12 protein-coding genes and 1 tRNA gene are annotated in these 11,523 nt (G+C 38.4%); 7 read left to right on the top strand and 6 right to left on the bottom strand.

Annotation, left to right across the window (positions count from 1 at the left end):
- The first annotated feature begins 11 nt into the window (after positions 1–11).
- From NSA47_RS14395 to NSA47_RS14410, 4 genes are all read left to right on the top strand, one after another.
- Entirely contained in the window at positions 12–512 is a 501-nt protein-coding gene (locus tag NSA47_RS14395) for a cyclophilin-like fold protein (RefSeq protein WP_257533212.1), read from the top strand.
- 20 nt (positions 513–532) lie between these two features.
- Positions 533–1,078: a flavodoxin family protein gene (locus NSA47_RS14400; protein ID WP_257533214.1), complete on the top strand. Its 546-nt coding sequence runs from the start codon at positions 533–535 to the stop codon at positions 1,076–1,078.
- 268 nt (positions 1,079–1,346) lie between these two features.
- Positions 1,347–1,712 (top strand): DUF4180 domain-containing protein, encoded by a 366-nt coding sequence (locus NSA47_RS14405; RefSeq protein ID WP_257533216.1) that lies wholly within the window; start codon positions 1,347–1,349, stop codon positions 1,710–1,712.
- A gap of 143 nt (positions 1,713–1,855) precedes the next feature.
- Positions 1,856–2,512 (top strand): hypothetical protein, encoded by a 657-nt coding sequence (locus NSA47_RS14410; RefSeq protein ID WP_257533218.1) that lies wholly within the window; start codon positions 1,856–1,858, stop codon positions 2,510–2,512.
- A gap of 281 nt (positions 2,513–2,793) precedes the next feature.
- Here NSA47_RS14410 and NSA47_RS14415 read toward each other — a convergent pair whose 3' ends face one another.
- The 6 genes from NSA47_RS14415 to NSA47_RS14440 form a co-directional block, all read right to left on the bottom strand.
- The gene (locus NSA47_RS14415; RefSeq protein ID WP_257533220.1) at positions 2,794–3,357 is read right to left on the bottom strand and encodes a TIGR03943 family putative permease subunit; all 564 of its coding nucleotides are present in this window, start codon (positions 3,355–3,357) and stop codon (positions 2,794–2,796) included.
- Positions 3,354–4,181: a metal ABC transporter permease gene (locus NSA47_RS14420; protein ID WP_257533223.1), complete on the bottom strand. Its 828-nt coding sequence runs from the start codon at positions 4,179–4,181 to the stop codon at positions 3,354–3,356. Before NSA47_RS14420 ends, NSA47_RS14415 begins: the two co-directional genes overlap by 4 nt.
- The gene (locus NSA47_RS14425; RefSeq protein ID WP_257533224.1) at positions 4,174–4,884 is read right to left on the bottom strand and encodes a metal ABC transporter ATP-binding protein; all 711 of its coding nucleotides are present in this window, start codon (positions 4,882–4,884) and stop codon (positions 4,174–4,176) included. The genes NSA47_RS14420 and NSA47_RS14425 overlap by 8 nt, the downstream gene beginning before the upstream one ends.
- Complete coding sequence (locus tag NSA47_RS14430) at positions 4,884–6,401, bottom strand: metal ABC transporter solute-binding protein, Zn/Mn family (protein WP_257533226.1); 1,518 nt, start codon at positions 6,399–6,401, stop codon at positions 4,884–4,886. The genes NSA47_RS14425 and NSA47_RS14430 overlap by 1 nt, the downstream gene beginning before the upstream one ends.
- A gap of 100 nt (positions 6,402–6,501) precedes the next feature.
- On the bottom strand, positions 6,502–6,819 hold the full coding sequence (locus NSA47_RS14435; RefSeq protein ID WP_257533228.1) for a hypothetical protein: 318 nt from the start codon (positions 6,817–6,819) through the stop codon (positions 6,502–6,504).
- A gap of 45 nt (positions 6,820–6,864) precedes the next feature.
- Positions 6,865–6,951 (bottom strand) — tRNA-Leu (locus NSA47_RS14440).
- A 279-nt stretch (positions 6,952–7,230) separates the two neighbouring features.
- Between NSA47_RS14440 and NSA47_RS14445 the strand changes: the two genes are divergently transcribed.
- The 3 genes from NSA47_RS14445 to NSA47_RS14455 all read left to right on the top strand — a co-directional run bounded on the left by NSA47_RS14445 (position 7,231) and on the right by NSA47_RS14455 (position 11,370).
- The gene (locus NSA47_RS14445; RefSeq protein ID WP_257533239.1) at positions 7,231–7,704 is read left to right on the top strand and encodes a flavodoxin; all 474 of its coding nucleotides are present in this window, start codon (positions 7,231–7,233) and stop codon (positions 7,702–7,704) included.
- Positions 7,705–7,819: 115 nt separating this feature from the next.
- Entirely contained in the window at positions 7,820–9,544 is a 1,725-nt protein-coding gene (locus NSA47_RS14450; protein ID WP_257533230.1) for an ABC transporter ATP-binding protein, read from the top strand.
- Positions 9,541–11,370: an ABC transporter ATP-binding protein gene (locus NSA47_RS14455; protein ID WP_257533232.1), complete on the top strand. Its 1,830-nt coding sequence runs from the start codon at positions 9,541–9,543 to the stop codon at positions 11,368–11,370. Before NSA47_RS14450 ends, NSA47_RS14455 begins: the two co-directional genes overlap by 4 nt.
- Positions 11,371–11,523 lie beyond the last annotated feature (153 nt).

The raw sequence follows: 11,523 nt of genomic DNA on the forward strand, positions 1-11,523 counted from the left end.
GAATAAATAAAATGAGAAAAACCATGTATATGTTGCTTTCCCTTATATGTGTGATGGCTTTGGTTGGATGTTCAAGCAATTCTCAATATACTCTAGCTGAACCGGACATACAGGAAGAAATTCCATCAGACCATCAGGATATACAGGCACAAAGTGACACCATGACTATTATAAATATTCAGATTGGTAGCAATAGTTTTACGGCAACCCTATATGAGAATGATGCTACACGAGCGTTGCTGGAAAAGTTTCCACTGACATTAAACATGGAAGATTTGAATGGAAACGAAAAATTCTACTTTTTTTCAGAGAACTTTCCTACAGAGAGTGAAAGAGTAGGAAATATTGAGACGGGTGATTTAATGCTTTACGGCTCGGATTGTCTAGTATTATTCTATGAGAGTTTTTCCACTTCTTACAGTTACACAAAGCTTGGCTCCATTGAAGATGTGACTGGGTTGGCGGATGCTCTTGGAAAGGGGAATGTCCAAGTGACTTTCAACTTAAATTAGGAGAAAGGAAGGATTCACATATGAGAAACATTTTAGTTTTAGTGGGGAGCGGTACGAAGAAAGGAAACACTTCCCAATTGGCAGATGCTTTTTGTAAAGGGGCTACAAAAGCCGGGCATCGGGTGCATAAGGTTTTTCTAGGGGACAAAAAGCTAAGTGGATGTCAAGGCTGTGAAGCTTGCAAGGGAAAAAATCCCATTTGTATCATTAAGGACGATATGCAGGAAATTTATCCATTGATTAACCAATGTGACACGATAGTTTTGGCTTCCCCCCTTTATTTCTGGACGATATCAGCAAAAATAAAAGCTTTTATTGAACGTTTATATGCAATTGCAGAAAATGACCAGTTTCCGCCTAAAGAAACTGTGTTGCTTATGACGGCAGGAGACGATAATTTTTGGACCTTTGAACAGCCGATTTCTTACTACAGTTTTGTTACAAAAGCAATTAGATGGAAGAACATTGGGATGTGTTTAGCCGGTGGATGCAAGAGTGATCCGAAAAATAAATATATTGATGAAAAATTCTTACAGCGTGCTCACGAGCTTGGTACAATGATCTAAATCAAGTAAACTAATAAAATAACCAAATAGTAAGTGTTGCTGGTAATAAAATTGTGGTAATATTAAATTAATAATCAAAACAACAGACGCCATCGATGCCTGTTGTTGCATTCTGCAAATCTTCTTAGAAATTTTTAAGAGAGCATTTCCTCGGAATAGTGTATTTTCATAGAGTCTATCCTTGCTTAAAAGTGAACTGAAAAATTTAGTATTTTGGAAGACGGCATAGATGTGCAGAGAAATTTAATGATTATATTGGAGGATTATTATGGAAATAAGTACCATAAAAGAAAAGGATAAAGGAATTGCCATCATACATAGCGACGAGATATTGATAACAGATGTTCAGTCTGCTTTGGATTTTATGGCAACAGTACAGTATGAAACAGGCTATAATAGAATAATTTTGGATAAATCCGCAATATGTGAGGACTTTTTTCACTTAAGAACAAAACTTGCAGGTGAAATATTACAAAAATTTATTAACTATCATGTGAAATTTGCGATTGTAGGAGACTTTACGGTTTATACAAGTAAAAGTTTAAAGGATTTTATGTATGAGTGTAACCAGGGAAAAGATATATTCTTCCTCCCAGATGAAAAACAAGCAATTAAAAAATTAAGTGAGAATTAGGCTTTGCTAGTTTAATAATGATAACTTAACCCGTTGTACTAGTTAATTTAAAGAAATTAAGAGGCAGTTAGATTAAAGAGATAAATAAACAGAATTTGATAAGTAGTTTTGAATCAAGGGCATTGATACAGTGGAGGATACATATGTTATTAAAAGAAAATATCAAAGGGTTAGATTATTTTAAATTAGCGTTGCTGGCTTTTATGGTGTTAGGTTTGGACGTTATCTTAGCTAGGATAGAACCATTTTTTTATGGTCAGCCAGTAAAATTTGATAATTGGACAATTATTTCCCATTGGTCTTTAATTTGTATTCTTTGGTATATAGCTATATTTTTGATGATAAAATATGCAATAAAAAGATATGGTTTTAAACTGAAGGAGAATATAGCTAGTCTCAAAGTATGGCAGTGGGCAGTTGTTGTTGGTTTGATATTGCTTTCTTGCTTTATTTCCTATATGAATTGGAATGGATTCAAGATTCTGATAGAATTTAACAATCTTGGAATGTTCAAATTCTCAATGCAATATTTGTATTATTTTTTTGAAACGGTACTTTTTACTTTGATTATTGTATTTGGGCAAAAAGCCTTTGAAAAATGGTTCAGGAATGAGAAAATCCCTTATGGCGGTATAATATGTGCATTAACATGGGGATTAGCACATATGTTTACAAAATCCAGTTTTGAGGCAGGTGTATTAAGTGCCTTTGCTGGATTTGGATTTGGTGCAGTATATTTGCTATTGAATAGAGACTTAATCAAAACACTTCCTGTTATTTTTTTAATGTTCATTTTTTAAAACGAATGAGTATAATAGGAGCACTATAAATTCCAATTTATCCAAAGAACCCATAATACAATAATCGTCATCTATCCTTTCTATATAATAGGAGCAATAATATATAGAAGATAAATTTATTGACATTTACGCTATGTAAAAGTTTATAATCATTTTGTGATAAAAAGACGACTCACCTTTCATTTTAAAAATGTGAGTCATCTTTTCTTGCTTATCCATCAATGCTGTTCTTTTTAGTAATAGGCCAATGGGCATGAATGTTGCTCGAATGACTAGAAAAATTAGTGGGATACATATTCCGCACCCCTGGTAGGTAAAACCTTCAAACTGGATAATCGGAGGCGTAGATACTGGTGGCCGCTTTCTTCGTAGGTTTCCAGTATACCCACAGCCTCTACCCAATCATTTTGATTGGGGTATTCGCCATCCCACGTGACTTCAAACCCCGCGTCACCATCCGTACCGCAACAACCAGGGCCATAGCGAATGACGTAGTAGTATGTCTCACCGGTTTCCTCCCAAGTGAATAGATCAAAAATACCTTCATATTTAATGGTTTTGCCTAAATAATCCTCACCATTTAAGTAGATGTCATTGGTCTGGGCGATGAACATTTTTTCTTTTATTTCAATGACTTCTGAACTTTTATTATCTGTAGGTGGAGTTTCATCAATCGGCAATTCAACATCCCCATTTTCTTTTTCAGGAGATATGCTTGCATCCTCTGAAGGAGAAATCGCTTGGGTACCACCATTATTCCTTACCGGCTCCTGTTGTGGTTCTTGATTACAACCAGATAACAAAAACAAACAGATAATCAATATGATCATTAAAAGTTTTTTCATGAGATTACCCTCTCTTTGAGTACATTTGCCAGCCAAAAGAGTAGCAGTGCCACGATATTGACAATGACAATGCTGGCTCCTGTGGGGGTCTCGTATATATATGAGGCTACGACACCTATAAAAAAGCAAGTTACCGATACAACTGCCGAGCAAAGGGTGACGGTCTTAAACCGTTTGCAGACGCGCATGGATATCAGTGCAGGGAAAATAATGAGGCTTGAAATCAGCATAGCGCCCATCATCCTCATACCAAGGACAATGGTAATGGCCGTCAGAAAAGCAATAAGCATATTGTAAAGTCCTGTTTTGGTTCCGGTTGCCTTAGCAAAGGTTTCATCAAAGGTTACTGCAAAAATTTTGTTGTAAAAGAAGATGAAAAGCACCATAACGATAATGGCAAGAATGACGCTTAAAGTTACGTCGTCTTTGCTCATGGCAAGAATGCTACCAAACAAATAGTTGCAAACGTCTGTATTCATTCCAGTGGTCATGGAAATGACCACCGCGCCGATGGCCAGTGAGCTTGTGGAGATCAGTGCGATGGCGGCGTCGCCCTTGATTTTGCTGTTTTCGCTAATGCGTAGGAGGAAAAAAGCTGCCAACACCACAATGGGTATGGAAACGGTGAGGGGTGCGGCATTCATGGCCATGGCGATGGCCAGTGTTCCAAAGCCCACATGGGAAAGTCCATCGCCAATCATGGAGTACCTCTTGAGTACGAGACTTACGCCGAGTAAGGCGGCACATAATGAAACCAGCAGTCCCACAACGACCGCTCGGACAAGAAATGTATAGGAAAACATTTCCACCAAGGTATTAAGCATTTTGCGCACCTCCCAAAAAGCCCCTTCCAATACTAGATTTGGCATATTCCTCCGCCGTGCCGAAAAAGGCCTGCTGGTTTTTCAGGTGCAAAATAGAACCGGCGTATTTAACTGCGCTCTGAATGTCATGGGACACCATGATAATGGTAATGCCCGTATCTTTGTTTATCTTTTCAATGAGAAAGTACAATTCCTGCGTGACAAGGGGGTCCAGGCCGGCTACTGGCTCATCTAATAGGAGAACCTTTTGTGTAGCGCAAAGTGCCCGGGCCAGCAGCACTCGCTGCTGCTGACCTCCGGACAGTTCCCGATAACACCTCTTGCGTATATTTTCAATACCCAGTCGGCTCAGATTTTCCTCTACAACCCTTTTGTCATTTTGGGTGTAAAAAGGGCGGATACCTCGCATACTCAGCCGACCGGATAGAACCACTTCATATACGCTTGCGGGAAAGTCTTTCTGCACGGCGGTTTGTTGGGGCAAATAACCCATTTCGCTTCTTTTCAGTCCTTGGTTAAAAGATAAATCTCCCTTGAAGGGTTGCTTTAACCGAAGCAACCCCTTTATCAATGTACTTTTCCCAGAACCATTTTCACCAACGATACACAAATAGTCTCCGCAGTTTACCGAAAAATTCAACCCACTAACTACGGTATTCCCATCGTAAGCGAAGGAGACATTATTACAGCTAATTAATTCCATTATTTCAGTGCCTCCTTCAAATTATCCACATTCTGTGTCATTAAATCCAAATACCCAATACCGCTTTCAAAATCATCCTTTGTAATGTTGTGGCAAGAATGAAAAAGCAGTTTTTTTGCACCTGTGGATTCACAGATGCTGTCCGCCATTTTCTCGTTGGAAAGCTCAATATGGAATACCGTGGGAATATTTTCATCCTTTACTTTGTCAATGAGGAAAGCAATGGTAGCTGCACTTGCTTCAGTTTCTGTGGAACAGCCAGAAAAAGCCGCGAAATAATTGAGTCCATAGGCCTCTGTAAAGTAACGGAATGGGAAGCGGTCCCCAAATATGAGCGTCTTTCGGTTGCCTGCCGACACGGCTTCCTTAAATGCATTATCCAGATTGCCCAGCTTTTCCAGGTAAGTGGCAGTATTGTGCTCATATACAGAGGCGTTTGCATTGTCTAAGGTGCAGAGCTTGTCGGATAAAGCTTGCACGATTGTCATTGCATTTTTAGGAGAAGTCCAAACATGTTCGTCATATTCGGCCTCATGGGCGTGATCGTGATCGAGAAGTGCCTCTTTAATATCTTCGGCTGTGGCCCCTGAGGGATAGTAGGTGGGCGCCCAATTCTCAGCATCAATTAGGGCATCTATACTTTCACTTCCGTATCTTAAATGGAAATGGGGTAATTCGTCTTCGTGCTCATGCTCATCATGGTCCTGGGGCTTGATTGCATGATCACTGAATGCTAAATAAGTGGGCAGTTTTTCAGAAGGCTTGGAAATCTGATAGACATACCAGACGTTGCTGATTTCCCCTTCATCATTGTAAACAGGCCGGTACTCAACGTAAGAGTATTCTCCGCTAACATTACCGACATCAGTAGAAATAGTCAGACCGGTATCAGTGATCTCAATGGTTTTATATTCTGTGGCGCGTTTTTGAAGAAAGTCTGTCTTTTCTTCTGCTGGAGTTTTTTCGTTCTTTTCGGCAGTAGCCGCAATATATTCATCCAGTGTTCCGTCCTCAAAATAAGGCAGAACCGATTGCCATGAACCTTTGAATTCCTCCAGTGGACGAGCTTCAATGTCTTCTGCATGGATTTCGTGGCTATGTTCATGGCCATGGTCATCCTCCATGCCCTCAACCATTTCTTCCTCTACAGTATCGACCAAATCCATAAGAGACACAATTTCCATGTTGCTTGTATCCATGGAATCCAGAATTTCGTCTATCCAAGCGTCAGATTCGCCGCCCACATAAATGAACATATCACAGTTTTGTATTCTGATTATGTCCTGGGGTGTAGGCTCAAAGGAATGGCTTTCAGCACCGGGAGATAAAAGCATAGTCAAATTTACGTTATCTCCGGCGATTTGCCTAATAAAATCATACTGTGGAAAAATGGTAGCAACAACATTGACTTTGTCACTATCATCTTCATTGGTACCAGCCGGATTATTCTTGGTGCAAGCGGTAAAAAGTACCGTTGTCATCATGATAATCAAAACAATTGATAGAATACGTTTCATAGAATAAACCTCCTTATTTTCTTAAATTTGGGCGCAAAAAAGCAAGGGAATACTATACCAAAAATAAAATGAGCCTAGTATTCTCTTGCTGGAGGTTATTCTAATTGTTTAAACGAACTTTTAATGAAACAAGTGTATGAAATCTCACTCTAGGGGAGACTGTGTTGACTGTTATTGTGAGGATAAGAAGCGTGCTTAGCGCCGTCACCGAAGCAAGAATGGTGGTAAAAATGTTTTTAAGTAGGTGATGGACTGTACCAAGCTGTGCACAGGTAGCACAGGTGCCTTCTGGGCCATGATGATCATGCTCGTGATCGGCATGGGTAAACAGAAACACTGCGGAAAGAGAGGTGGCAAAGACAAAGGCAATAAGCAGTAGCATGGCAATGGTTCTCTTGTTCGTATTATTCTTAAACATGCTTATTTGCTCCTTTCCGAAATACCCTGTATTTAATATCCATTATGGTGCGGAAAGGGGGACTCGAACCCCCATGAGTATTAGCTCACTAGAACCTGAATCTAGCGCGTCTGCCAATTCCGCCATTTCCGCATATACTTTTAATATATATACTATTATAAGGATATTTTTATGTCAATTCAATAGAATGGGGAAATAAAAGTCTATCAAGAAGTGTTGAAATCACTTTGCAGAGGGGATATGTTAATAGGTGGAATATTATATGAATCGTAAATGATGAATTTCGCCTTGCAATTCCGAACTTATCTTTCTATTTTATATAGAAATAAAAATTAAGTATTGCGTATTACATTGCATAATGTGGTTTAATATAAATAAGTAGGACTAAAGATGCAAAAGGAGATGACCTATATGAGCCATATACTCATTGTTTATTATTCACTTTTTCACAACACAGAAAATTTAGCATTAGAAATAGCAGAGCAGACAGGGGGTGTCCTAAGAGAATTAATTCCTGCTAAGAATTATTCCTTTGACTATAATACAGCTGCAAAAGAGGTAAGAAATGAAATTTCTCGAGGATTTTGCCCTAAGTTAGTTTCGGGAAATGAGTCAATAGAGGAATATCAAACAATATTTATAGGTACGCCCAACTGGTTTAAAACATTAGCTCCACCAGTGATGAGTTTTCTAAGACAACATAATTTCACAGACAAAACAATAATTCCCTTTTGCACCCATGGGGGCGGCGGCTTTGGTCAAATTGAAAAAGATATAGCAAAAGAATGTTCAAAATCCATAATCTTACCAGGTATTGCTGTAAATGGTACTGGTTCACCGGAAGAGGTGACAAATTGGCTAGAGACAATGGGGTACAAATTATGATAAACTCTAATTTATCAATGCCTAGCATGGACAACAACAGCAAAGATGAATAAAAATCTGGAGAGGATGAGTGGGAAAAACAATCTAAAGGATAAGATGGAGTAGGAGGGATACCTTGAGTAAAGTATTACGTTATATGAAGAAATATAGGATTTATGCCATACTTAGTCCAATACTTATGATTTTGGAGGTTTTGGCAGATATTATTATTCCCTATCTGATGTCACGAATCGTGGATATAGGAATTGCAAATAGGGATATTGATTATATTATAAAGATTGGTCTTTTCATGATTGTAGCTGCATTATTAGGCATGATTTTCGGGATTCTAAGTGCTCATTGTGGAGCAAGGGCAGGTTATGGATTTGCTGCGGAGCTAAGAAAGGAAACCTTTAAAAAAGTTCAGGGCTTTTCCTTTGCAAATCTTGACAATTTTACAGTTTCCTCTCTTATCACAAGACTTACTAATGATTGTAATACCATTGGCCAAGTCACAATGATGAGCCTTCGTATGGCAATAAGGGCACCGTTTTTACTGCTATTTGCATTGATTATGGCCTTTACCATAAATTCATCCTTAGCGAGGGTATTTATGGTAGCAATACCCGTTACGGCAGTTATCATTGCTATAGTATTAGTTAAGGCAAGACCATTATTTCTTAGGTTGCAAAGTCGTGTGGATAGGGTAAATGCCATCATTCAGGAAAATTTAACAGGCATAAGGGTTATTAAATCCTTTAATAGACAAAAACATGAAGAAGGTAGATTTAAAGAAAGAAATGATTCATTAAGAGAGAATGCCCTACAGGCTATTTCCCTTGTAATACTACTTATGCCTGTATTGAATCTTGTCATATATTCTACAATTATTGCCGTGTTATGGTTTGGTGGACAACAGGTTATTATAGGCACTTTAGGCGGTGGGGAGTTAATATCCTTTATTACTTATATCACTCAGATTATGCTCGCCCTTATGTTAATTTCAATGTTTTTTATGCAGTTTTTACGTGGTTCAGCATCTTTGCAGAGAATTTTAGAGATACTCAATACAGAATCGGAAATAAAGGAAAGTTCTCAGCCTGTAAAGGAATTAAGGGATGGGACAGTACGCTTTGACAATGTGAGCTTTAGCTACCCTGGAAGTAATGAAAAAACCCTAAAGAACATCCATTTTAAAATTAACTCAGGAGAAATTCTTGGAATAATTGGTTCTACAGGCTCATCAAAATCTACTTTGGTACAACTTATTCCAAGACTCTATGATGTAACAGAGGGATCTGTATCTGTAGGAGGAATAGATGTAAGAGATTTACAGATAAAGACTCTACGGGATCAGGTGGCCTTTGTCCTACAGAAAAACACACTGTTTTCTGGTACCCTTCGTGAAAATATGAAATGGGGGAATGAAGCAGCTACAGATCAGGAGATTATAGATGCATTAAAACATGCCCAGGCCTGGGAGTTTGTCACGCAGTTTGAAGACGGGATTGACCATAGAGTCGAGCAAGGAGGAGATAATTTTTCAGGTGGACAGAAACAAAGGCTTACCATTGCAAGAGCTTTATTAAAATCTCCAAAGGTTATTATCCTGGATGATTCAACAAGTGCCGTAGATATGACTACTGATGCAAAAATTCAGCAGACTTTTCAAGAAGAGCTTGGCCATGTAACCACCATTATTATTGCCCAAAGAATTTCATCCATCCAACATGCGGATAGAATTCTAGTATTACATGAAGGGGAAATAGAAGCAATGGGAGATCATGAAATGTTAATAAAGCATTCTCCAATTTATAGAGAACTTTATGAATCACAACAGAAAGGGGTGATTGGAGAATGAGCAAGCAACCAAAAGGTAAACAGCTACGCCCCAAAGATACGGGGAAGACATTGATCAGGTTATTTAGCTACTTTAAATTTAATAAGAGGTTACTCTTTGGAGGAATATTTTTTATTGTCCTGAGTTCTATTGCTCAGATAGGAGCAAATGCCATGCTCAGTCCTATTATTGATACATTAGTGGGAGATTATGATGCAGGATTATTTATAAAATATCTTATTTTTATGGGTATTCTGGTTATTCTTATTTCTATTGGTCAGTATGTAGGGAACTTATCTATGGCCAAACTAGCCCAGAAGACCGTTCATAAGATTCGTCAAGATCTGTTTTCCCATATGGAAAAATTACCGATTTCCTATTTTGATACCCACTCTCATGGCCAGTTAATGTCAACCTTTACCAATGATGTGGATATGCTAAATCAATCCCTGGAGCAAAGTGTATCACAGGTTACATTATCCGCGGTAACAGTGCTTGGTACCTTTACTATGATGATCATCCTTAGTCCTATGCTGACATTAGTAGTAGTGGGTATGCTGATTGTCATGTTTATGGCTATAAAATATATAGGACAGAGATCAGCCAGAAACTTCCGTAATCAGCAGGCAGCCCTAGGGGAGATGAATGGCTATATTGAGGAGATCATGTCCGGCCAAAAGGTGGTCAAGGTTTTTAACTACGAAGATCGTGCTATGGATGATTTTAATAGAAAAAATGAAGAGTTAAGAAAATCAAGTACTCAGGCTTCAACCTACGGGGTTATGCTTATGCCGGTTATGGGAAATCTATCCTATGTGTTATATGCCCTTGTATCAATGATGGGTTCATTTTTAGTCATGAAAAATACATTGAGTGTAGGAAATATTGCATCCTTCTTACAATATACAAGAACAATTTCAAGACCCATTACTCAGGTTTCAAATCAACTGAATACATTGTTTGCAGCTTTAGCAGGGGCAGAAAGAATATTTCATGTATTAGATGAAGAAATAGAGATTGATCATGGTGAGGTAAGATTAATCCAGGATGAAGATGGGGAGAATTCCCACTGGAAGATACCTAAGGACAATGGAGAGGTAGAAGAGATACCCCTTAGAGGAGATATCACCTTTGAAAATGTAGACTTTGGTTATGTAAAAGGGCAAAGAGTCCTTAAAAATATAAATCTTTATGCAAAACCTGGTCAGAAAATTGCTTTTGTTGGATCCACCGGTGCTGGGAAGACCACGATAACAAATCTAATCAATAGATTTTATGAGATCAATGAAGGTCGTATACTCTATGATGGAATAGATATTCGACAGATAAACAAATACCATTTAAGAAGCACCATGAGTATTGTCCTTCAGGATGTGCATTTATTTGAGGAAACAATAGCAGATAATATAAGGTATGGAAGGCTTGATGCAACAGATGAGGAAGTCAAGGCAGCAGCAAAGCTTGCCAATGCCCATTACTTTATTAAAAATCTTCCCCAAGGATATGATACAATGCTTACGGCAGACGGTCAGAACCTTTCACAGGGAGAAAGACAGCTTCTTTCCATTGCCAGGGCAGCAGTAGCAAATCCAAGGATATTAATTCTTGATGAAGCCACATCATCTGTTGATACAAGAACAGAAAAGCTAATCTCAGAAGGTATGGATAAGCTTATGGCAGGAAGAACCACCTTTGTCATCGCCCACAGACTATCTACAGTACGGGATTCTAATGCCATTATGGTATTGGAACATGGAGAAATCATAGAACGTGGTGACCATGATGATTTAATGAAACAAGAGGGAAGATACTATGCATTAAATACAGGAGCAGTGGAATTAGAATAATAACAAAGAAAAAAGTATCTATAAATATTGTACCGACCCCCAAAAGTTAGACCAAAAATCTAACGATTGGAGGTCGGTATTTTTATGGCTGTATACAGTTATGAGTTTAAAAAGAAAGTTGTAGATGCATATTTACGTGGCGAAGGAGGTTAT

It is taken from the genome of Irregularibacter muris, assembly GCF_024622505.1.
Taxonomy (GTDB): Bacteria; Bacillota; Clostridia; order Eubacteriales; family Garciellaceae; genus Irregularibacter; species Irregularibacter muris.

What these genes read in the sequence shown, in the direction of transcription:
- NSA47_RS14455 (WP_257533232.1), top strand. Translation starts at nt 9,541, where the DNA reads ATGAGCAAGCAACCAAAAGGTAAACAGCTACGCCCCAAAGATACGGGG.
- NSA47_RS14395 (WP_257533212.1), top strand. Translation starts at nt 12, where the DNA reads ATGAGAAAAACCATGTATATGTTGCTTTCCCTTATATGTGTGATGGCT.
- NSA47_RS14410 (WP_257533218.1), top strand. Translation starts at nt 1,856, where the DNA reads ATGTTATTAAAAGAAAATATCAAAGGGTTAGATTATTTTAAATTAGCG.
- NSA47_RS14430 (WP_257533226.1), bottom strand. Translation starts at nt 6,401, where the DNA reads ATGAAACGTATTCTATCAATTGTTTTGATTATCATGATGACAACGGTA.
- NSA47_RS14420 (WP_257533223.1), bottom strand. Translation starts at nt 4,181, where the DNA reads ATGCTTAATACCTTGGTGGAAATGTTTTCCTATACATTTCTTGTCCGA.
- NSA47_RS14425 (WP_257533224.1), bottom strand. Translation starts at nt 4,884, where the DNA reads ATGGAATTAATTAGCTGTAATAATGTCTCCTTCGCTTACGATGGGAAT.
- NSA47_RS14405 (WP_257533216.1), top strand. Translation starts at nt 1,347, where the DNA reads ATGGAAATAAGTACCATAAAAGAAAAGGATAAAGGAATTGCCATCATA.
- NSA47_RS14435 (WP_257533228.1), bottom strand. Translation starts at nt 6,819, where the DNA reads ATGTTTAAGAATAATACGAACAAGAGAACCATTGCCATGCTACTGCTT.
- NSA47_RS14400 (WP_257533214.1), top strand. Translation starts at nt 533, where the DNA reads ATGAGAAACATTTTAGTTTTAGTGGGGAGCGGTACGAAGAAAGGAAAC.
- NSA47_RS14445 (WP_257533239.1), top strand. Translation starts at nt 7,231, where the DNA reads ATGAGCCATATACTCATTGTTTATTATTCACTTTTTCACAACACAGAA.
- NSA47_RS14415 (WP_257533220.1), bottom strand. Translation starts at nt 3,357, where the DNA reads ATGAAAAAACTTTTAATGATCATATTGATTATCTGTTTGTTTTTGTTA.